Origin of the sequence: Mesorhizobium sp. LNJC391B00, assembly GCF_000502535.1 — a bacterium.
Lineage (GTDB): Bacteria > Pseudomonadota > Alphaproteobacteria > Rhizobiales > Rhizobiaceae > Mesorhizobium.
Genome location: NZ_AYWI01000008.1, coordinates 31130 through 52714 on the forward strand (window position 1 = coordinate 31130; position 21585 = coordinate 52714).

The window sequence follows — 21585 nt, forward strand, 5'->3', positions numbered from 1 at the left end:
TCAATCTCCGCCTTCGGCGGACAGCAAAGGCCGCGCGTGGAGATAGTGGGCCGCCCTTCGTTTCGCTTCGATGTCCTTGAACACTTTCTGAAGCTGGGGCTCGGTGAGGCCAGCAACCGCCGCGAGCTCATTGCTGGCGACCCCGTGGTTCAGGCCGTAGAGGCATAGATCCATCAGGTGATAGGGCAGCGCGAAATAGAATTCTTCCTGGCTTTGGGCCATGGAAAAAGTGTCGGTGGTCGGTGGCCGCCGCCGGATTTCATCATCCACCTCGAGATATTCCGCGAGTTGATAAACCTGGGTTTTGTAAAGGTGAACGATCGGCATCACGTCGGCGGCTCCGTCGCCCTGCTTGACAAAAAAGCCCTGGTCGTACTCGAGGCGATTTGGAGTGCCGACAACCGCGTATTTGAGGCGGTCGGCGTGATAGTATTCCGTCATTTTGCGCAGGCGCTGCTTGTAGTTTGTCGCAGCAACGATCTGCAGATAGGCAGCTGGCGGCAGACGCACGGTATCTACTTTACCCTGCGGATCCTGGACCGTGAGGCGGGTTATATTGAGCCCGCTGCTCTCCAGAACCGACGCGATCACCAGCTTGCATTTCCACCCTTCCCCATAGTCGGGAACGACGGTCTGGATCGCATCGATCTGCCGGCGGTAGGCGCCGATGGCCTCCAGTGCCGGTGCTATGTCCTCAAGGACGCTTTCAATGCCAAGCTGTGCCGCGACGCGGCGGCCAAGTCTCAGGGAGTCGCCGGAAGAATCCCGCTCCGGCATGAACAGTCCCAGGACCTTGTCTTTCCCGAACGCGCGCATGCACAAGGTCGCGACGACGGAGCTGTCGATACCGCCGGAAAGACCGACAACCACGCCGCGACGATGCAGGGTGCCGAGAACCTGAGTGCGCAAGGTGTCAACGATGCGATCGACCTCCGCGCCGGCATCGAGCGCCAGCATGTCCTTGCTGAATTCCGGAATTATGTCGATGACAAGTCCTCCCTTTTGCGAGATTCGGCGGGGGAATAGGTCTGCACGATGGCCGTCTCGATAAGCGGACGGTTGGTGGCAAGGTTTGGTTCGACGACAAGGTCGATGTGGCTGCCCTTGATCGAAATGACGTCCAGGTGTGCCAAGACGCTGTCCCAGCCCAAGGCCCGCGGCATTCCCTCCCTGCGACATCGGAACAAGGTACCGGAGAGGGGCAGAGCCGGTTTCGGTGCCTCAAGCCACTGGAAGAATGACTTCGCCCTTAAAACCTCCTGCAGTTCCAGTTTGGTCCTGAAGATCGTCGGGTTGAACTCTCCATTGGCAAATCTGTCTAGAATCCTGGCCAGACGCGCTTCGCCGCCCACGGCGACGGTGATCTTCGCAAGGGCTCTGCAAGCCATCCGGTGCGCGGATATGCGGTTGGTGCGAATACGATAGAACGTACGGGTAAGTGTCTCCCAGTGGTTGCTCGGCTCGTGCAGGAGGCTCGTGTCGAGGATGCCCAGGAACCGCACCGTTCGCCCGGCCTTCATGAGCCGTGCGGCAACCTCGAATGCAACCGCGCCACCCAGAGAATGGCCGAGAAGTCGCACGGGGCCCGCAGGTTGGATGCGGCTTATCTGCTCGAGTGCGGCGCCAGCCATGGCGCTTAGGCTGTTGTGTCCGTCCAGTATCGCCGCAAGGCTCGGATATCGGATCGGGTTTACACGGGCGACTTTCGCCATGGCGGCTGCGAACGCAGCCAGGCTCGGACCATAGCCAACGGACCCTGGAAACAGGAAAAGAACCGGGGGGTGGTGCTTCTTTTCGCGCCCTTCGCCCAACCGTGCAGAGACGACCGCCTCAACCATCTCGTCCAAGCTCATGCCCACGGTGAATGCCTCGAGGCCCAGCTCTTGCCCGATGGCGTTTTCGATCGCCATGACGCAGTGCAGCAGCTGCAGCGAATCTCCTCCAGCATCATCCCAGTTTCCCGTGGCAGTGCCTGTGTTGAGAACCTGCGTCCACGCGTGCTGCACTATTTGACGCGTGTCCTTTGCTCCTCCGGCGGGCCGAGCATCGAGAGTGGACGACCGGGCGGCTCGCGCCCTCCTTCCGTGCGAACGATCTATCTCGGCCAGTGTTGCCAAATCGACCTTACCTCCCGACAGGCGTGGGATTGCGTCAACGGTGTGCAATCGCAAGGGACGCAATGGTGCCGGCAAGGTCATTCTGAGGAGCTGGCGAAGGTCGTCTGCAAAAGCGCCGCCTGCGAAGCGCTGGGGAACCGCGAAGGCGATGAGTTCCTGCGCGGCCGTTACCATCACCACGGCATCCGCCACCGAAGGCGCGCAACGCAAGACCCGTTCGAGTTCGGCGGGCTCGATGCGTCGACCATTGATCTTGATCTGGCGCCCTTTGCGGCCGACGATCCTCAAGATGCCATCATCGTCGAGCCGAACGAGGTCCCCGGTGGAAAAAAGCCGAGCCTCGGGATCGTCGGGGTCCGGCTGCGCGGGAACGACCACACCGTTCTCCCAATGACCGAGCAGGACATAGCGGCTTTTGATCAGAAGCTCTCCACTTTCGCCTGGCCCTACATTGCGCTCCGCTTCGTCGACGATAGCGAATGCCATACCAGGGAGCAGCCTGCCGACGGGAACCGACGCGTCTTGCTCGGGCCAGTCAGGCGGCAAGAACCATTGCGAACCGATGGTTTCAGTCGATGAGTAGCCGATCTGGATCAGGCACTGGTCCGAAACGGCTTTGCGCAGCAAAGCGATGTCCGTCCATGACACTTTCTCCCCACCGATCCGGGCCACTCTGAGCGGCCAGGAAGCGTCGGCGGGCGCCTCAGCCAGGAGGGCTCGAAGCAGTGCCGGCACAAGATAGGCGATCGTCACACCTTCGGACTGCAATCGAGCGCGCGTAGCGCGCAGGCCGACAGCCTCCACCTCGAGAAGATGCAAAGTGGCGCCCGTCAGCAGCGCCGCAAAGATCTCCCGGCAACCGGCGATCGTGGCTGGCCCGGTCAGCGGCAGGAAAACGTCATCCGCGCTGATATGGCACGCATCGACATATTGCCGGACCCGCCATAGCAGGCTTCGTTGGCTGTTGACGATTCCCTTGGGGCGCCCGGTGCTACCTGAAGTGTAAAGCACCAATGCAGGCGCATCGACCGAAACGATAGGGTGCTTATGCTGCTGTTCCGGGTGTTGATCGTTGGGCGCCACGGCGGCGGCAATATCGATCCAGACGATCTCCTGGGCCAATTCGACCGGGCGAACATTTTCGGCGCCTATAATTGCGCCGAGCCGCGCGGCACTGACTATATCGAAAATGCGAGAGGCGGGATCTCTTGTGTTGAGCGGAACCGAAGGCCGTCCCGCCGTCATGGTCGCCAAGATCGCCACAGGATACCAAGCGGAGTTTGCTTGCAGGATGCCGATGGCCTGCCCTTCGGGGACGACGGCACCGATATGAGTTGCCAGCGTCTCGACCGCCCGGAAAAGCTCAGAAAAAGTCAGGCGGTTGGCGCCGTCGCTGATTGCGAGCTTGTCAGGATACCGCCTGGCGACATCTCCAAGGTGATCGAAGATTGGAATGTCCGCAAATTTGGCACCCATCTGTCGGTAACGGCGCCAGACTGGCCCCCCTTGGTCAAGCTCATATTCGGGAACGACTGACCACCTTCGGGTGGGTCGCAGATCCACCTGTAGGTTTTGATTTGCCACTTCCGAATGCAAACACACTGAGGACATTCAGGGCCCCGCCAAGCTGACGGTCGAACATCGCTCGCCGCGGAGATCTTTTCATCAATCATTCGGATGATGCCTCGATCTTGCCTAGCCAGCGCTTCCCGAGCGTCCTTCAGATGTTTTGCCATTTGTGTCCAGCACCGGTCGTTTTTCCTTGCAAGCTCCGTGGAGCGCAAGACGGCACGCCCAGGCGAACGGATGCGATCGGCATCTCCGCTAGAATCCGGGCTCGGTGCCCAGATTCACTGATTGGAACAATCATTCAAATGAACGTTGGTGTGATCTGAAATCCGGCTAAGCTTGATCGGTAGGGGAATGACTGCTCGTTCGGAGACGAGAGCATATGATCATCGAGTTGTTTGGGCCGCCTGGCGCGGGTAAAACCACGCTGCTTCGCGGCCTCTGCCACGGGCTGGCGAGACACGGCATCAATGTGAAGACAGTAAATGGGTATCGCCTGATTGAACCTGGATCGGCTCAGGATGACGCTCCGGAAATCCGCCACGGCATAGGGCGAATTGGCAAGAAGATTGCCACATCCGGTCCTATCTTGCTGTCGACCTTGCCAAAGGACAGTGTCGCGGCCCGGCTTCTGGCATCGATCCCTCTTCGAAGCCGCGTGTGGTCATGGCGCATGAAGGTCGACATCGCCCAACTGTGCCAGTCCTGGCGCCAAGCGCGGGAGTCGCCCGGTTGCTTCATCTTCGAAGAGGGCATGATTCAGGCTTTGTGTGCGCTGGGTGTGCTGGCTAGAACTCCAAGCCTGGAGGCGGTCCGCAAGTGCCTGGCGTTCCTGCCGCGGCCGGATCTCGTTGTGCAACTCGACGCGCCGCAGGAAACGCTACGCCGCCGTCTTGTGGATAGGCATGCGCAGCAACCGCTCCTCGAGGTTATGCTGTTCGAACTTGGCGTGGACAAAGGATTAAGGCAGGCCGAAATCTCAAGAGAGGTCGGCGAGTGCCTGCGCCAGGACCGATGGCCGTTGATACAAGTCAATGGTGCTGAACCTCACGACGTGGACGGGGTCGTCGCGCGCGTTCTGGGCGAGCATGTTGGTCATGCTGTCTAGGCTGGCCCATAACCTATGATCCATGACACATTTTATGCATTTGGCGCCAAGCCGGGCAGCATCTGCCGCCAAGCGCGCAATCATGTCGAATCGTGCTGATCGAGCACTTCGAGCATGGTCGTCAACATGCTTCCGACTTCCTCAGAAATTTCCTCGGGGCGGATTCCCGCTCTGATGGCATCCGCCGTTGCTTGGTCCGCAAGTTTCGCCGCAAGAGCCGGATCGGCCTTGGTGTAGAGCGGGATCTTATCCTCTATCCATTTCTGCAGGAATTCGATGCCGCGCGCGCTCATACCAACTACAAGCTCGGCGGGGCTTGTTGGTTCCGTCAGCCATATTCAAGAACGTCAGACCATCTTGCTCAGGCTGACGTTCCCGCGGTCACGTCACGATGAACGAGGACGCCGTCAGAGCCAAGTGTGGCGATAGAGTGGCAAATTGGATCTGATGTGCGCCGCCGGAGCCGTCGCTGTCAAAGGAAAGCGCGCCGGTCGTGCTGTTATAGACGATGTGATCGCCGCTGTCGTGCGCGGCCCTGCCGGCGTAGAACGCCGAAGAGGGGAGGGCGCCGGTATGCAGGCCGGCAAACACAGTGTGGTCGAGTTGGATCTTGTCGTGGCCCACTTTGAAATCGGTGACCTTGTCGATATTGCCGACCTTGAGAGCCGAATCGAAGACAAAGACGTCGTTGCCGCCATGTCCCGTCAGAACGTCTCTCCCGCCACCGCCGTTGATAGTGTTGCTCCCGGAATTGCCATCAATGGTTTGGGCGAATTCGTTTCCCGTGAGCTTGATGGCGGCAGTTCCCAATTTGCTGGTGGTCGCAAGATGCTCGACCTGCGAGCCGGCCGACAGCGCGTAGCTCACCGATGCCAGCACGCTGTCGTTGCCGCTGTGCCGCAGTTCCACCACCTTGTCGCCGGCGTTGTTGACATAGTAGGTGTCGTTGTAGCCGCGGCCCATCATCGTGTCCGCGCCAGCGGTGCCGCGAAGCACATCCGCGCTACCCGTGCCGTAGAAAATGTGATCGCCGGTGCTGGTCGGAGGGACACTTGTGGGCGGAGGCGCTGTGCTGGTAGGCGGCGGCGTCGGTTCGCTGGCCGAAGGACCGCTTGCGGTGCTCTGGTTGTGTTGAAGGAACAGAGCCTGCAGCGTCGGCGAGCTCTCAAGCGCCGTGTCGCCCTGTTGAGAACCCCAAGCATAGGCATAGTCGAAGGCCGGCGAAGGCGCTACCTTGGCCCAGTGGTCCAACATGGTCTTTTCCTGAGCAACGCTGGGCAGGACATAGCGACCGCCCGTGTCGGTCGTCCAGTCGCCGCCGCCGAAGGTCTGATACACGGGAACGACCTGACTGAGCGGGATGCCCGAGGCGACGGCCGCCGCCACAGTCCTGTCGATCATGTTGTAATCAATCGTGCTTGTTCCGGTCCGTACCGGGTAGGGATCCAAGCCGTAATAGTCGATATGCGTGTTGGCAGGATTGAAGGTGTTTGAAAAGTCGGGGTTAGCGGAAGACCCCATGTTCATCATTGTTATGAAGGTCTTGGCGCCGGGCAGGTGGCTGTGGATCCAGTCTGACTCCGCCTTCAGATCAGCGGCGGTGGCATAAGTTCCCCATTTGCCGGTCGGGTCCGGCTCATCGACGAGGAAGAAGCCAAACACTTTCGGATTGCCGATGAAGGGCGTGACCTTCTGGATAAAGGAGGAGGTTGCACCATCTGCTTCATTGAGCCACACCAGGCCTTTCTGGCCGGCCGGCAAGGCGTTGAGCTGGTCCAAGGAAGATACATCAACAAGATTGAATCCGGCTTTCGCGACCTCGGAGGCCGACCCGCCCGAGGCGTAATGGAGTGTTGTCATTGACATACCCTTCGTCCGATTCGGTAGGCGCCCCACACCTGCCTAGGGAAAGGATCCATTAGCGACAAATCAAATACCGGCGTCCCTTGATAGAATCTTTGATCATCGTCCGGAAAACACAACAGCCTCGATGCTACGCTTGCGTCAGAGGTTTGTAGATGATCCAAGTATGTCGGGCGCTCAAGCCTGCAACGAAAGCATTGCAGCGAAGTCTGCCGGAGCGCCTGCGCATTTGCAGTGGCGGCAATCGGCCAATGCGCGCTTCGGTTGCGCGAGCCACCGCCCAAATGCGCGCTTCCGCAGGATTTATTCGAGCTCAGACCGCAAAAGAATCGCGTCCTGGCGAAGCCCTCCCATTGCAGCCGCTCAATGCTCCTCGTGAGCAAAGCCTCGGCGCCAAATGTCCGCAAGGTCATGCGAGGCGCTCGCCGCTGGCAATTGCGGAGAGGCACTGAACTGGATCCCGCCGGGTTCAACCGAAAGGCGGGCGTGCGGGTCCGAATGACGGGGAGCATGGCAACGCGGTCGCCCATCCGCAGGAAGAGGCGGCTGGTGGTCCGACCGTATCCAAAGACCGGGTGAAAGCCTGTTCCAGACGAAGCGGTCGGGAGAACTGCCGGTGCGAGTCATCACACCATCTGGGTGCGATGTTGATCCGGCGTGAGAAGGCGGGCAGAGAACGCGAGCGCGCGGACCCCGTCGAACACAGCCCTCTTTTTCTAAATATCCGGCCCGCCGTGTCGTACGCGAACGTGTCGTCGTTGCACCGTCAGACCGGATGATCCAACGCACTGACCGAGGCGACAGCGATTGTGGCTGCATTGCCGCATCGTTGATCAGCTTGCTTCATGCAAACAGACGAGGACAGCACGAAAGCCTGCTCCTAGCGTGGGACTGGCTGTTGTGTGTTCAGGGGCGATGAAACCGGCCATGGAAACCGCGGATAGGGTCAGCTGTTTTACGAGATTGGGATCGCATCCAGGAGCGACAGGATGAGTCCGCATCTGGTTTGCGTTGGCGGCGAGGATCATAGACTAAGAATCCCGTTTCTTTTGGCGCTTCGCGAAAGGGGTTTTCAAGTCACTGCCGTTTCGAGTGATCTCGGAGCCGCCTTTTCACCCCATGGCATTGCCCATCGCCGATTCGGGTTCGACCGCTTTGGCAGCGGCGGTGCAGAATGGGGTGCTGTCGGCGCGATCCGTGAACTGATGTCCGAACTGCGTCCGGACATCATTCAAAGTTTCGACACCAAGCCCAATCTCCTAACTCCACTGGCGGTGCGCGGGCACGTTCCCGTCGTTCGCACCATCAACGGGCTTGGTTGGACATTCTCGTCGCGGGAGCCGCGGGCCCTGGCATTGCGTCCTTTCTTTTGCGGCCTTCAGGGGGTGGCGTCTCGTTGGACAGCCATGACCGTCTTCCAGAATAGTGATGATCAGGCCTTCTTCGAGCGCTATCGGCTGGTGGCTCGCGGCAAAGGGCGACTGATCCGGAGTTCTGGCATCGACCCCGATGCATTCTCGATGGCAAGGTATCGTGGTCCTTCGGCTGCCACGATGCGCGAGGAACTTGGCCTACAATCGGCCCAGGTCATAATATTTGTCGGTCGGCTCACGCGGCAGAAGGGGATTCCAACCCTCATCGAGGCGGTTCCTCGCGTTATCCGCGAGAGGCCCAACGCGCGTTTCGTACTTGTCGGCCCGCAAGACTCCGAAGGTCCGTTTGCCGTCAGCAGAGCCGATATCGAGCGCCATGTTCCCCACGTTGTCGCATTGGGGCCAAGGCGCGACATTCCAGCCCTCCTTGGCATGGCGGATATCTTTGCGTTTCCGACGCAATATCGCGAGGGAATTCCGCGTGTCCTGCTGGAGGCGGGATTGTCCGGATTGCCGATCGTCGCCTCGAATATGCCGGGCTGCAACGATGTGGTTGAGGATGGCTGGAACGGCTATCTCGTGGCGCCGCGCGATGCGGATGGCTTGGCCTCCCGGATAGTCGATCTTCTTTCCGACCCCGCCCGTGGCAAGACGATGGGCAGCCGTTCCGTCGGATTCGTGCGGGAGCGGTTCTCGCTGTCGTGGGTGATCGACCAGTATTGCGACCTGTATAAGACAATACTGGGTGGCAGATATCGCAGCAGGCTTGTTCAAGCTGCGCAGGCGAATCCGAGGGAAGAGGCGGTGCCAAGCCCCCATCGACTGGGTGAGGCGCGGCAATGATGCGTGATGCGCTTCTGGCCTTCGGCGTCGCGATGTCCTACGCGGCGCAACTCAGCATCCCAGGGCTGCCCTTCGGCTACAGCGAACTGTGCCTCACGCTCTGGATAATGCTGTCGATGACGCGAATCCTTGCTGGCGGCCAACTGGAGGTTACGCCGGCCCTGGCCAAGCTTGGGCTTTTCTGGCTGATCCTGGCGCTTGCCATGGGCGTGGGTTACATCATCGGTTTTCTGACAACCACGTTGTTCCTGGATCCGTTGTTGCACGACACGCTGGCCTATGTGCTGTTGGCGTGCGTCACCTGTCTGGCCGCTGCGGAGCCCAACGCGTCTTTCCGTTTGCGTCGTATCGCCTGGTGGATGGTTGCTATCGCGAATGCGGGCTTCATCATTCAGGTAGGGCTTGGCTTCGGCTGGCTCCATCAGGCTGGGGTCGAGCCCTGGTACTGGGACCGCTTCTGCGGATGGTCCGACAATCCGAACCAGCTTGCGCTCTACTGCGCCCTGCTCGGTCCACTGGCCTTGCATCTTGCCACAACCACCAGCAATAAATGGGGAAGATGCCTTGCCCTATGCAGCCTCATATTCACCGTTTACGTCGGAAGGCTGACAAAAAGCGATACCTACCTTTATACCACGGTCCTGGCTTGTCTGATCCTTCTCGGGCTGCGGGTCCGGGCCTGGCTGACGAGCGACGGCAATAAGGCGAGCCTTTCAAGGCAGCTTGCCGTCCTGATGGCCGTTGGCTTCCTGCCGCTGGCCCTGTCTATAGCGCCCTATGCCCTCAGCGAGGCCTCCAGCGCCGAAGACTTCGCCAAGAGCCTGACCAAAGACAAGGGCGGGGAAGCGACTGCCCAAACCGCGGCGCTTCGCCTCTACCTCTGGAATGCAGCCTTGGAGAAGGGGGCACGATCGGGATCGCTTGGACTGGGTCCGGGCCCGCACCTAGATAGTCCCCCCGTGGTCAATCAACAGTTTTTGCCGCGGCCCTTCGAGGCGCACAGCACCATCCTGGATCTCTACACTCAGGGCGGCCTGATTTCGGTTCTAGCCCTGATGTGGATCTTCGGCTCGGCTGCGTTGTCCGCCTGGCGGGCGAAGCTGGACGCTCTGGTGGCGCTCGTGGCATCGATCGCCGTTTTCAGTGCTCCGCATTTGGTCATCCGCCATCCGATCGTGTGGTTCTGTCTGACCCTCTGCCTTGCCGCTGGGACGCCGGAAGCGATCCCCGCGATTGTTCGCCAGAGGAGATGCTAGAATGTGTGGGATCGCCGGAATTTTGTTGGCGCCCGATGCAGCCAACGCAAGTGCGCTCAGGGCCATCGGACCGATGGCGACGGCGCTTCGTCATCGCGGACCTGACGGTGAGGCCTTCTGGGTGAGCCGTGAAGGGGGGGTAGCCTTCGGCCACCGGCGACTGGCCATCGTCGACCTGTCCGAAGCGGGTCGCCAGCCAATGCTCTCCGCGAGCGGTCGGTATGTCATCACCTTCAATGGCGAGATATACAATTTTCGCGATCTGCGCCGTGAACTGGAAGGGGCGGGCCATCATTTCCGCGGCGCCAGCGACACGGAGGTCATGCTGTGCGCGATCGAAAGCTGGGGCCTTGATGCAGCCCTCGCGCGCTTCGCTGGCATGTTTGCTTTCGGGCTGTGGGACCTGAAGAACCGAACGCTTCAGCTTGCCCGCGACCGAATGGGCAAGAAGCCACTCTATGTCGCCTTAACACGTGACGCGCTTGTCTTCGCCTCGGAGTTGAAGGCGATCACTTGCTTCCCAGGGTTCACCCCGGAACTCGATGTCGATGCGGCGACGACGATGGTTTCCAACGGCTGGGTGCCGGATGACCGTTGCATTTGGCAGGGCGTGTTCAAGCTGCCGCCTGGTTCAATCCTGTCGGTCACTGCGGCGCAATTCGCCGACGCCCGCGGCACCGGTTCGCTTGAGCATCGCATTCACCCTTGGTGGTCGCTGGCCGATGTCGCCAGCAAGGGACAGCGCGATCCGATAGCCGCCAGCGACGAGGACCTCGCGACCGAGCTCGACAGCCTGCTCCGCCTGGCCGTCAAGCAACGAATGATTGCAGATGTGCCGCTGGGCGCCTTTCTGTCGGGCGGGATCGACAGCTCGACTGTCGTCGCCCTGATGCAGGCACAGTCCCGAAACCCCGTTCGGACGTTCACCATAGCGTTCGGGGAAGGTGGGTTTGATGAAGCTCCCCATGCGGCCGCGGTTGCTCGGCATCTGGGCACCGATCATACGGAACTTCATCTCTCGCCGGCTGCCGCGCTTGAGGTCATTCCGGAGCTGCCCCGGATTTGGGACGAGCCGTTTGCCGATGAATCGCAGATACCGACGCTGCTGGTGTCGCGCCTCGCGCGGCAACACGTAACCGTGGCGCTTTCAGGCGATGGCGGCGACGAGTGCTTCGCAGGCTATTCTCGACACTTCCTGGCAACCCGCCTCACAAAGCAGCATGAGCTGCCATTGTCATTTCGCCGGCTGTTGGCATCGGGGGCTGGGTTGCTGGCCCAAGCCTCTCAGAAAGATATCTTCGGCAATCTGCCGCTTTCGGCGAATATGCGGCATGGCTTGCGCGGTGACCGCCTGGCTCGCCTTGCCCGCCTGCTCGCGGCGCGAGATGAGGACGAACTCTTTCTGCAACTGACAAAATCTTCAGCCAACGACCTTGTTCATCGCAAGCCGTCGACAGCACCTACCGACACCACAAAGCTCGACGGCCTGCTCTCGCGTCTCCTATTCGCCGACATGACAGGCTATCTACCGGGCGACATTTTGGTGAAGCTCGATCGAGCCACCATGGCCAACAGCCTCGAGGGGCGATGCCCGATCCTGGACCATCGCGTCGTTGAATTCGCCTGGCGCTTGCCAGCCCGTGCCAAAGTCCGAAACGGGAAGGGCAAATGGTTGCTTCGCCGACTGCTTGATCGTTATGTACCACGCCGACTGGTCGACCGGCCCAAGCAAGGTTTCGACGTTCCGGTCGGGACTTGGTTGAAAGGGTCCTTGCGCGGCTGGGCAACCGATATCATTGCCACGATCGGCCGCTCCGGGGACGGGGTCATCGACCGTGAGAAGGTCGACGCATGCTGGCGCAATCATCTGCATGGAAGCCAAGATAATTTCCGCGACCTGTGGCCGGTGCTCATGTTTCAGGCGTGGCGCAACGAAGCCATGCGGCCATCGACGGTCGCCACGCACCCTTCTTACCATATCGAACTGACAGGGGATTGAGATGGAAGGTTCCATAGCCAACCGCGCCCGGCGTCCGCGCGCCAAGCAGATGGAAGTTGGGACACTTGAAACCAATCTGCGCTTGATGCGGCCGCCACGCGAGCCAACGCAATCGTCACCCTTCCACCAGCTCGTCATCATCCTGACGACGCGAAAATGGTTCTTGCTTGCCATGGCCCTTCTGGGCGGCATCCTGGCCGGACTGGCAGGCTTCACCCGCCCGGTGCTGTTCGAGGCAACGACCCAGGTCATTATCGATGCCCCGAGCAGCAGTGCTTCGGGCGGCGTGGCATCCGCCCAGGACTCGCTGGAATCGAACATCGATGATCATCTGACGATGCTCTCCTCGCAAGGCCACCTGCGTCGGGTCCTGGCAGCACTCCGCAAAGCCCAACCAGTCGACGGTAACGGAAAGACCGTCGTCAATGCCGTCCCGCCCGCGGCTGGCTCGTTCCTCATCGATCTCCTGAGCAGGGCCTGGAGACAGGATAACAAGGTGGCGGAAAATCCGGACGCAGCGGACGCGCCCGAACTGAAGGCGCTACGCAACGGAATGAGGGTCGGACAAGAGCTGCGATCACGCGTCATCACCATCGGCTTCACCGATCCAAGTCCGGCGCGTGCGGCACTTGTCGCGAACACGTTTGCCCAGGTCTACATTCAAGATCTGGTACAAAAAAGCCGGGCATCGGATCAGGTTAATCTGGATTCGATAGTCGCCAGCCTTCCGCAAGTACAAAGGGATCTTGTCGAAGCGACAGATCGGCTGGAGACATACCGGCTCACGCATGGCGCCGTCGATCAGACTGCGGCCAACAACGCAGCCAGTGAGACAGCGGAACTCGGCCGGCAGATATTCCTATCGAAAGCCAGTCTTTCCGCGTCGGAAGCGCGCCTTCGCCGTATTGAGGACCTGCGCAAGGCGGGCGCCCCGGTCACGGCCATCGCTGAAGAAATCGGGTCGCCCGTGTTGACGGACCTGGTGACACGCCAGTCGGGTGCCGCCGCCGACGGCGATCTGCGCAACGCGATCGCCCGCGAAATGGAGCAAAGCGTTGCCCGAATCGCTGCCGAGGCAAATGTCTACCGGTCCCAGGCTACGGCTCTTGAAAGTCGCAAAGCGATGCTCGACGCGGCCGTGGCCGACACGGCGAGCCAACTTTCGGGGCTGCGTTCCCTTGAGCCTCGGGTAGCCATCGTGACGCAGCATTACAACGAACTCCTGAGCCGGCAGCAGGACTTGACACGTCGCATCGCCGCTCCTTCCCCAGGCGTAGCGGTCCTTTCGACCGCCTGGCCGCCGTCGACCCCCATGACATTGTCGCCAATTTTCCTGATTCCCCCTGGCATGGTCGTCTTTGGTCTCATGGGGGCGGTCATTGTCCTGGTCCGCAACGGTTTCAACCAAACCTTGCGCAGTGAAGCCGAAGCCGAGGCCGAGCTTGGGGTCCCGTGCGTAGGACTGCTTCCCAGGGTTGCGGGACTTAACGCCAGAAAGCTGCGGCATCTGGTTCTGAGCCAGCAGAACTTGCCGTTCAGCCGCGCCGTGACTTCGCTGCTCGTCACTGCGGCGCCAACTCAGGGGAAGGGGCAGCCGCCGCATATCATTCTCGTGACGTCCAGCATCCAGGACGATGCCAAGACCGAGTTGGCATGGAGCCTGGCGCTGGCGGCAACGCGGCTGGGAGGAAGAGTGCTTTTCCTCGATCTCGATCGCAAGGATGTACGGCTCACGAACGGGTTTCGTGGTGAATTCAGCACCGACAAGGCCCGGAACTCCTTCGGCGACTATGTGAATGAACGTTGCGTGCTGAAGGATGCAATTACGAGGATGCCGGAAATCGGTATCGACCTCATGGCCGCTCCAGCACCTTCCGATGATCTCCTGACGCTTCTGTCCACCGTCGACAAATGCCAGTTCACCGAGGAGCTGCGTTCGGCCTACGACGTGGTCATCATGAACGGTCCCCTGGGCCTCGGGGGGCCTGAAACCAGGCTGCTTAAGCGCTGGGCCGATTCGGTGCTTTTTGCCGTTCGCTGGGCAAGGACGAGGCGCAGCATTGCCCGTGGTGCTCTGGATGCAATAGGGGCCGGCGGATCCGCCACCGTTCCAGTAGGGAGTGTGCTCACCCGGGTGAACCTGAAGAGGCTAGCCGGCTCCAGGCTCGGAGACAACGCCGATCTTCTGTTGGAGAGGGTTTGAAGATGCGTGTGCGATCTTCAACAGAAGCTCCAGGGAGCGATCGAGCCCCTAAATCGAGCCAGCTACACGATGATCATTGAATTTTTCGGACCTCCAGGATCCGGCAAAACAACCTTCGCACATGCGCTTGCGCAGCAGCTGCGCGGGAAAGGCTATCACGCCAAGGTCGCTCTCAGCTACAAGCCAAGCACCAGGGCCGCCAAATATGATCTCGGAATCTTTCTGTTCATATCACGGATCGTATCGGCGATGTTTTCAACAGCCAGAATACTGCTTTTTTCGGCAGGGCGAGCCGATGATATTTCCAGTTCCTTTGCAATAGTGAGGATGATACCGCCAAAAAACCGAATATGGCGCGCGCGAATCTGGCGATACATCCTGCACCTTTCGCGTTGCTGGAAGTCTGCGGAGCAATCGCCCGAAATTATAATTTTCGATCAAGGATATGTTCAAGCGATTGGTTCGCTTGCGATGTTCAATGGGAGCACCAACCCCAGAGCGCTGGAAAAGGCGCTCAGCCTCGCACCGGCGGCCGATCTCACCGTCAGGCTCTTGGTGCCAGCTGCGGTCGTGGAAAGTCGCCTTCGTCGGCGGATGGAGCTTGAGCCGCCGGCGGAACGGATTTTCGAGGCCGACTTGAGCGTTAACATGCGCTCATTCGCCGTTTTTGAAGCGATGCATGACCTCCTGACAACATCTGGCCGGGAAATCATCTCCGTCGAAAACACCGATGGTCCATCGACCTTTAAAAGTATTTGTCGGATTGAGAGACAAATACTTTCTGCATTGTCGCGCTTCGATAGGTCGGTCGGCGAAAAGCAAATTGAGTTGCCGGCTCATCGCGCAGATGTAACTGGTTCAGCAACCGCACCGCCGCGCAACAAGGACATGGGCTCGCGGCTGGCTTGGGCAAGCATATTCGCCTTGCTGATCTATATTGGTGGCGCTGGTTTGACCAGTCTTGCACAGTTGGCAATTGCACGCCTTATCGGACCTCACAACTACGGTATCTATTCCTACGTTCAGGCTTGGACGTCAGTGCTCGCCTATCTGGCAACGCTTGGCTTTAATGTATTATTGTTGCGTTTCCTCCCGGCCTATAGGGCCAGTGGCAGGCTTGATCTGGCCCGCGGGGTGATAAGATTTGCGCTGCAGAGATCGCTGATAGCGGCAACCTTGTTCGGGATGATCGGCGCTGCGTCCGTCCTGTTCCTTTCAGATCCAACGGAAAGAGGGCTTGAGACAAGCATCGTGCTCGGCATGATGGCTGTGCCCTTGGTTACGGCCTATGCTCTCGGAGCCACGCTTGTGCGTGCTTTCGGCGGCGTTGTCTCGGCGTTGTTGCCGGAGCGCATCATGCGAGACGGACTCCTGCTCGTGTTGGTAGCGCTCCTGGCATTGTCGGGATTTCGAACAGTGGATGCGCCCTCGGTGACGATGGCGGTGCTTGTGAGTTCCGCTTTCACAGCGGCGCTGGTGTTCATCATCGCGAGGAGGTTTGAACCACCCGGCCTGGGACACGCCAAGCCAAGTTATGCCTCGAGGGAATGGTGGCTTGCCGTCCCCCCGCTCATGCTCATCACCGGGCTCGATGTTTTCGTCAGTCGGGCAGGAGTCCTGGTTTTGGGCTGGACAAGCCATATTGCTGAAGCGGGTATTTTCGCGCTGGCCTTGAATGTCGCGATGCTCGTGGGCCTGTCCCGTATCGCCGTGGCAACCATGTTTTCGCCAACAGCAGCCGATCTCTACGTCAGAGGCGATCGCAGAGGCCTACAACAACTGTTCGCGCGCGCAACCCTGCTTTCTGCTGGCGGTGCCATCCTGGTGGCCGTCCCAATGATGGTGATAGTCGAGCCGTTCTTGAGCTATTTCGGTGAGGGTTATAGCGCGGGAGCGCCGATCGCACGGGTTCTGATTTTGGGATATGTCTTTGTCGCGCTGTGCGGGCCCCAACAGAATCTCCTGACCATGACTGGAAATGAATGGGCTGCGGCAACGACGATGGTAGCGGGTGCTGTGGCCAATATAATTGCCTGTGCAGCCGGAGTTGCGGTGTACGGCCTGCTTGGCGCTGCGGTGGGTGTGGCACTTGCACTGAGCATCTGGAGCATTGCCATGGCCGTCTATATCCGCAAGCGACTGAAAATCATGCCAGGCTTGGTTTTTGCCTTGCTGTCGATGAGGCCGAGCGCGGTCGATGCCCGTCAATGGCATTGGTTCTTGAGGGCGAGCAAATGAGAGCACTGTTTTGGCTACGGTGATCGCCGTCGTTCGGGCAGGAAGTCACGAAGCCCGGATCGCACAAAGGCCATAGGGCTGCACAGACGCTTCGGCGTATCTCTGTTCGGGACACCCGCGCGGGCAGCCGATACTTCGCGGGCTGTGTCCGTCATTTGAAGGATGCATCAGTTTCGGAGGCGCCCCAGGGTGTGCTCACAATCTGCGGAGCATCCATGGAACAAGCCCGAATGGCGAGCGCCTCGGCGCCTGCAGTGCGCCGTCGCTCGGAGAGATCGACGCCTGTCGAGCGCAGCCAACGCGAAACCCTCACCCAGGTCCAGGTCCTGCGCGCCCTCGCGGCTAGTTCGGTCGCGCTGCGACACGCCCAGCATGATGCGGCCACCCTGGAATTACAGGCCGGCCGCACCTTTCAGAGCTGGAATCCGATACCATGGAGCGCTGGAGTCGATATTTTCTTCGTGATTTCCGGCCTTATCATGGTGCATACGTCGCGACAGCTGTTCGCAAAGCCCGGGGGCGCGCGTCTCTTCATTTCCCGCCGGATCGCGCGAATTGTCCCGCTATATTGGGCGCTCACCTCGCTCTACATTGCGGTAGCGGTGGCCGCCCCAAATCTTCTCAACCAGAGCTACGTCGATTTCAGGTTTGTAGTCGAATCCTACTTATTCGTTCCGGCCAGTCGCCCTGACGGCGTCGTTCAGCCGGTCTACGAGTTGGGTTGGACGCTCAATTATGAGATGCTGTTTTACGTGCTGTTCACGGCGACGATCGTGCTGCCCATGCGGTGGGCAGTTACGGTCCTGCTCACGATCCTGGTTGGGATGGTGCTCTTGGGCGCTCTTGCGGCTCCTTTGCCAGAGCCTTGGGGTTTCTGGACCAATCCGATCATCCTCGAATTCGCTTTCGGCGCGATGATCGGGGTCATGTGCGCCTCGGGCCTGCGGCCTTCCGGCCCAATCAGGGCCTGTGTCGCCGCAACGGGACTGGGTGCCCTGATGCTTGCGGCGGCGTTTCCCGATATCTCGGCCGGCCTTGGTCGCCCTGTCGTGTATGGCATTCCGGCGTCTCTAATTGTTTGGAGTGCTGCCCTGGCAGAGCCGGGTAAACTGAGGCATGACAGCCTGGCGGCGAGGTGGGCCGCTGGCGTTGGCGATGCGTCATACGCTCTTTACCTCATGCATCCATTCGTGATCCGCGCCATGCGCATAATTTTCTGGCGTACAGGCTTGATCTTTGTGCTCGGCCCGTGGGCTTTCATCGGTTCGGCCTTGGCGATAACCCTGGGCGTGGCATTTATCACCCACCGTCTGTTCGAGAAGCCGCTCACCCGCTATGCGCGGCGCCTTTTGGGGGTCGGGCACAGCACAGGGCGGCAGCTTGGGTCCCTTCCATTGCCGGCGTATCCCAAGACAGATTGAAGGCGAGCCGCGACCCTGCCACACCAAGGAAATGCCGCTGTTGTGCTCACTATGCCGTTGCCGTAAGGCCGGCTGGTCGCACCTGTCCGACGGGGCATGCATGGAATTCCCGATACCATTCCACGAAACGTTGCACGCCGTCCTCCAGTGTTGTCGCCGGTGCGAAGCCAACGGCGCGGCGGAGGTCCCTGACATCGGCGCGGGTTTCCAGGACGTCACCTGGTGGTAAAGGTACGTTGACGCGAAGGGCGCGGCGGCCAAGGGCCGTCTCGATGAGCGCGATCAGATGGTTGATTTCTTCAGGCCGATCATTGCCGATATTGTAGAGCCGATACGGCGCCGAGCTGGTGGCAGGATCGGCAGCGCGACCGTCCCAATCGGGATCCTGACACGGTGGTTTGGCGAGCACGCGAACAACCCCCTCTACGATGTCGTCGATATAGGTGAAATCCCGCCATACGCGCCCGGCATTGGCGATTTCGATCGTTCGGCCCTCGGCGATGGCATGGGTGAAAGTATAGACAGCCATGTCGGGCCTGCCCCAGGGACCATAGACGGTGAAGAAGCGCAGTCCGGTTGCGGGCAAGCCGAACAGATGGCTGTAGGAATGCGCCATGCACTCGTTGGCGGCCTTGGTGGCGGCGTAGAAGCTCACCGGATGATTGGCACCATGATGCTCGGAAAAGGGTATGCGTCGATTGGCACCATATACGGAGCTCGACGAGGCATAAACGAGATGGCTGACGCCGGCGTGTCGGCAGCCCTCCAGAACGTTGAGAAACGCGACTATGTTTGACTCCACATAGGCATGCGGGTCCACGAGCGAATGACGTACCCCGGCCTGGGCGGCCAGATGCACGAAGTGCGATGGCTGGAATTCGCAGAACAGCGCTTTCACCAGCGACCGGTCCGCCAGGTCGAAGCGCATCGGCGTGAACCTCGGCTCGGCGCAGAGCCGTGTAAATCGCGCCTCCTTCAGCTTCAGGTCGTAGTAAGGCGTGAAGTTGTCGACGCCGATGACCTCGGCGCCGAGCCGCAAAAGGCGTAACGCAACATGAAATCCGATGAACCCAGCGGCGCCCGTGACGATGATCGGCCCCGTGTGCGTAAGGGTCGACGCAGCACCATCCTGCAGCCCGTGAACGATATCCGCCAGCTTCTTGACCTTCGAATCTGCTTCGGCCATGGCAAGTCACTCCCGTTTCCAGGTTCCGCGTTCCGCGCTATCTCGGCAGCGCTTGAACGATCGGAAATGGCGCCGCCGGCCTTGTGATCTACGCGACAGCGCGCTCAATGCGGGCCGCCGCCGTCTGAATCAAAGCGGATGCAGACAGCAGTCGATTTCTCATGGCAAAACCGAAATGCGCCCCAAAAGAGCCACTAGTTCCGCCTGACGCCTCGTGTCGGTCTTGGCGAACAGCGAGGCGAGCTGAGAGCGAATAGTCGTGCGACTGAGATGCCAGCTACGGGCGATCTCCAAGGGCGCGTCGCCATGGGCCAGGCGTAGCGCCAACTGCGTTTCCGCGCTGGTCAAACCGAACATCCTTTGCAACGTGCGAGGGTTGGCCGCCGATTTGTTATCCCGGTCCAGCAATGCGACGACGGTTGTCCCGTCCGGTGTAACGACGCCCGTCTCGTTCATGGTCACCGGCCTGTCGCCTCTGCTGTGGATCACTACCCATGAGAGTGAGCCCGGCTGGAGGTGGACCGGAACATTCGCGACCAGCCGCCTCAACCCGGCAGCAAGCTCGACGGCTGTATCAGTTGCTTCGCCCTGGCGTGCGAGGGTGTCCCGAGCGGCAGCGTTCCATTCTATTACTTTCTTGTCTCGGTCCAGGACGAGATAGCCGCAACCCATACGATCAAGCATGCCGGTGATGGATTCCAGGCTGCGTCGTCGAGATCCGCCGACCCTTGCGTCCGGTCGGTCCACAAGGCTTATCGGCCGTTCGTGGCGGGTATCGTTCAATACAATGTATTGCCTGCCTGCGAGCGTATCGTTTCGCGTTTCAATCAGTGTCATCGCTTCCACCCAACCCATTGCTACTGACGCAAATCAAATTGGTTGAAGTTGCTGCTTCAACTTGAATTCCACATACTGCGAGAAATCTGCGAATGGTTTTTCCGCAGCGTCTCTTTGGATATACCTTTCTGAAGAGCGCTCCTGACACATGATTTTATTCGCCGGCAAAGTCATGGCAATCGGGCATTGGGATTAGGTGCCACCCCTTCGGCCTAGTCTCGACGGACTAGACCGAAAGTTGTAGTCTTTGCGCATGGGTTCGGACCTGCGCTGGCTCAAATCGAATGTGTCGAGCACTACGTTGGCTCATCTAGCTTCGCTGTTGGTGTTTGCAGCATCGATAGCATTCGAGGCGATAAGTACGGTATATGGCGGCCAGCCGTTGCCGCTTGTTGCGTTTATCCCCATAACCGTTGTCATCGTGTATCTTGAGGGCCGTTTTGTTGCCATCGCAGCAACGCTTCTGATGGCGGTCGCCGGCTTGTGGATGCGACACCTGCTGGACGGTCACCTCACTGGTGGAGACTGGACCGGGGCCGTCTTCCTCCTGGGTTCGGGTAGCCTGATCGCAGCTGTGTTCCACCGCCTGCGACAAGATCTGCACGGTGCGCTCAGGGTGGCAGAAGCGAGGCTCGCTGCCATCGACGCTGCCGCCTTGGGCTTTGCTAATACCAATCGCCATGGCGAACTGCTGCAGTCGAACAGACGGCTTTTGGAGATGACCGGCTACGCGCACAAGGAACTTGCCCAACTCGAGTTGCAGGAACTCATTGTCCCCGACGATCGAGGTACTGTGCGGAAACTTTTGGAAGATTTGGGCAATGGGACCGCGTCTGCGACGGATATCCGCGTTTTGCGCCAGGATGGCACGGCATTCTGGGCTCACCTGGCCCTGTCTTCGTCGCGGCCGGACGAGGCGCCAAATGAGAGCGTATTCGTGGTGGTTGACGATATTTCCGAGCGACAAGCGGCACGCGAGGCCCTTCGGGCTCAGAAGGAATGGCTTGATCTCGCCGTGTCTGCCGGGCGCCTGGGAACATGGCAAATAGACATTGACGATGGGACAGTCGCCGGCTCGAGCAAGTTCTGGGACATTCTTGGTCTGCCTCCGGCCCCAGTCCGCCGCTTGGAAGAACTCTCGGCTGTAATCCATCCCGTCGACTGGCCGAAGCTGTCCGCCTCGGCAAAGCCTTCATCGGCATTGAACTATGACGTCGAGATCCGTGTCCGGCAAGTGGATGGTCACACACGCTGGATTGCTTTGCGTGGACGGCAGGAAGAGCACGGCGACCGCAAAATGCGCATCGGGGTGGCGGCGGATCTGACCGAACGTCGACAAACAACTTTGCTTCGCGCCGCCGTAAAGAGACGCGAGCGCATAATGCGCGAAGAGCGCCATCGGTTCAGCAATGTGTTTCCAGTGATCAGAGCTCTGGTCAACATGATCGATATTCCCGACAATGACGTTGCCAAATACAAGGAGATGTTGATCGATTGGATTCGAACGCTGGAGGCGACCCATCNAAAAAAAAAAAAAAAAAAAAAAAAAAATTCCCGACAATGACGTTGCCA

14 protein-coding genes are annotated in these 21585 nt (G+C 59.9%); 8 read left to right on the forward strand and 6 right to left on the reverse strand.

The genetic code is table 11. The annotated features are described in order from the left end of the window. Together nadE and X750_RS145210 are read right to left on the reverse strand one after the other, a co-directional pair. Nucleotides 1–981 carry an NAD(+) synthase gene (gene nadE / locus X750_RS145215; protein ID WP_280805595.1) on the reverse strand — a complete coding sequence of 327 codons (981 nt, stop codon included), beginning with the start codon at nucleotides 979–981 and terminating at the stop codon, nucleotides 1–3. Continuing rightward, the gene (locus tag X750_RS145210) at nucleotides 978–3593 is read right to left on the reverse strand and encodes an AMP-binding protein (RefSeq protein WP_348524479.1); all 2616 of its coding nucleotides are present in this window, start codon (nucleotides 3591–3593) and stop codon (nucleotides 978–980) included. Before X750_RS145210 ends, nadE begins: the two co-directional genes overlap by 4 nt. A gap of 475 nt (nucleotides 3594–4068) precedes the next feature. Between X750_RS145210 and X750_RS145205 the strand changes: the two genes are divergently transcribed. Continuing rightward, nucleotides 4069–4794 carry an AAA family ATPase gene (locus X750_RS145205; protein ID WP_023741165.1) on the forward strand — a complete coding sequence of 242 codons (726 nt, stop codon included), beginning with the start codon at nucleotides 4069–4071 and terminating at the stop codon, nucleotides 4792–4794. A gap of 80 nt (nucleotides 4795–4874) precedes the next feature. On the opposite strand, the gene X750_RS145200 is transcribed toward X750_RS145205, so the two are convergent. Then, nucleotides 4875–5087 carry a DUF768 domain-containing protein gene (locus X750_RS145200; protein WP_023733260.1) on the reverse strand — a complete coding sequence of 71 codons (213 nt, stop codon included), beginning with the start codon at nucleotides 5085–5087 and terminating at the stop codon, nucleotides 4875–4877. Nucleotides 5088–5175: 88 nt separating this feature from the next. Next, complete coding sequence (locus X750_RS145195) at nucleotides 5176–6654, reverse strand: calcium-binding protein (protein WP_023681029.1); 1479 nt, start codon at nucleotides 6652–6654, stop codon at nucleotides 5176–5178. 992 nt (nucleotides 6655–7646) lie between these two features. Between X750_RS145195 and X750_RS145190 the strand changes: the two genes are divergently transcribed. The 6 genes from X750_RS145190 (at nucleotide 7647) to X750_RS145170 (ending at nucleotide 17990) form a co-directional block, all read left to right on the forward strand. Next, nucleotides 7647–8873, forward strand: coding sequence for a glycosyltransferase family 4 protein (locus tag X750_RS145190; protein ID WP_023681030.1), 1227 nt, complete (start codon nucleotides 7647–7649; stop codon nucleotides 8871–8873). After that, entirely contained in the window at nucleotides 8870–10129 is a 1260-nt protein-coding gene (locus X750_RS145185) for a polymerase (protein WP_023681031.1), read from the forward strand. Before X750_RS145190 ends, X750_RS145185 begins: the two co-directional genes overlap by 4 nt. A gap of 1 nt (nucleotide 10130) precedes the next feature. Next, nucleotides 10131–12128: an asparagine synthase (glutamine-hydrolyzing) gene (asnB, locus tag X750_RS145180; RefSeq protein WP_023748026.1), complete on the forward strand. Its 1998-nt coding sequence runs from the start codon at nucleotides 10131–10133 to the stop codon at nucleotides 12126–12128. A 1-nt stretch (nucleotide 12129) separates the two neighbouring features. After that, complete coding sequence (locus tag X750_RS145175; protein ID WP_023748027.1) at nucleotides 12130–14331, forward strand: exopolysaccharide transport family protein; 2202 nt, start codon at nucleotides 12130–12132, stop codon at nucleotides 14329–14331. A gap of 69 nt (nucleotides 14332–14400) precedes the next feature. Continuing rightward, nucleotides 14401–16569, forward strand: coding sequence for a polysaccharide biosynthesis C-terminal domain-containing protein (locus X750_RS1000000163800; RefSeq protein ID WP_031243145.1), 2169 nt, complete (start codon nucleotides 14401–14403; stop codon nucleotides 16567–16569). 215 nt (nucleotides 16570–16784) lie between these two features. Next, nucleotides 16785–17990 (forward strand): acyltransferase, encoded by a 1206-nt coding sequence (locus tag X750_RS145170; protein WP_050589855.1) that lies wholly within the window; start codon nucleotides 16785–16787, stop codon nucleotides 17988–17990. Between the two features lie 49 nt (nucleotides 17991–18039). Here the strand turns inward: X750_RS145170 and X750_RS145165 are convergent, their stop codons facing one another. Together X750_RS145165 and X750_RS145160 are read right to left on the reverse strand one after the other, a co-directional pair. Next, nucleotides 18040–19176 (reverse strand): NAD-dependent epimerase/dehydratase family protein, encoded by a 1137-nt coding sequence (locus tag X750_RS145165; RefSeq protein ID WP_084567170.1) that lies wholly within the window; start codon nucleotides 19174–19176, stop codon nucleotides 18040–18042. A 159-nt stretch (nucleotides 19177–19335) separates the two neighbouring features. Then, nucleotides 19336–20013 (reverse strand): helix-turn-helix transcriptional regulator, encoded by a 678-nt coding sequence (locus X750_RS145160; protein WP_023706589.1) that lies wholly within the window; start codon nucleotides 20011–20013, stop codon nucleotides 19336–19338. Nucleotides 20014–20266: 253 nt separating this feature from the next. Here X750_RS145160 and X750_RS01000000163165 point away from each other — a divergent pair, with 253 nt between their 5' ends. Next, entirely contained in the window at nucleotides 20267–21577 is a 1311-nt protein-coding gene (locus X750_RS01000000163165; RefSeq protein WP_245271878.1) for a PAS domain S-box protein, read from the forward strand. Nucleotides 21578–21585 lie beyond the last annotated feature (8 nt).

What these genes read in the sequence shown, in the direction of transcription:
- X750_RS145210 (WP_348524479.1), bottom strand. Translation starts at nt 3,593, where the DNA reads ATGGGTGCCAAATTTGCGGACATTCCAATCTTCGATCACCTTGGAGAT.
- X750_RS145205 (WP_023741165.1), top strand. Translation starts at nt 4,069, where the DNA reads ATGATCATCGAGTTGTTTGGGCCGCCTGGCGCGGGTAAAACCACGCTG.
- X750_RS145200 (WP_023733260.1), bottom strand. Translation starts at nt 5,087, where the DNA reads ATGAGCGCGCGCGGCATCGAATTCCTGCAGAAATGGATAGAGGATAAG.
- X750_RS145195 (WP_023681029.1), bottom strand. Translation starts at nt 6,654, where the DNA reads ATGACAACACTCCATTACGCCTCGGGCGGGTCGGCCTCCGAGGTCGCG.
- X750_RS145190 (WP_023681030.1), top strand. Translation starts at nt 7,647, where the DNA reads ATGAGTCCGCATCTGGTTTGCGTTGGCGGCGAGGATCATAGACTAAGA.
- X750_RS145185 (WP_023681031.1), top strand. Translation starts at nt 8,870, where the DNA reads ATGATGCGTGATGCGCTTCTGGCCTTCGGCGTCGCGATGTCCTACGCG.
- asnB (WP_023748026.1), top strand. Translation starts at nt 10,131, where the DNA reads ATGTGTGGGATCGCCGGAATTTTGTTGGCGCCCGATGCAGCCAACGCA.
- X750_RS145175 (WP_023748027.1), top strand. Translation starts at nt 12,130, where the DNA reads ATGGAAGGTTCCATAGCCAACCGCGCCCGGCGTCCGCGCGCCAAGCAG.
- X750_RS1000000163800 (WP_031243145.1), top strand. Translation starts at nt 14,401, where the DNA reads ATGATCATTGAATTTTTCGGACCTCCAGGATCCGGCAAAACAACCTTC.
- X750_RS145170 (WP_050589855.1), top strand. Translation starts at nt 16,785, where the DNA reads ATGGAACAAGCCCGAATGGCGAGCGCCTCGGCGCCTGCAGTGCGCCGT.
- X750_RS145165 (WP_084567170.1), bottom strand. Translation starts at nt 19,176, where the DNA reads ATGGCCGAAGCAGATTCGAAGGTCAAGAAGCTGGCGGATATCGTTCAC.
- X750_RS145160 (WP_023706589.1), bottom strand. Translation starts at nt 20,013, where the DNA reads ATGACACTGATTGAAACGCGAAACGATACGCTCGCAGGCAGGCAATAC.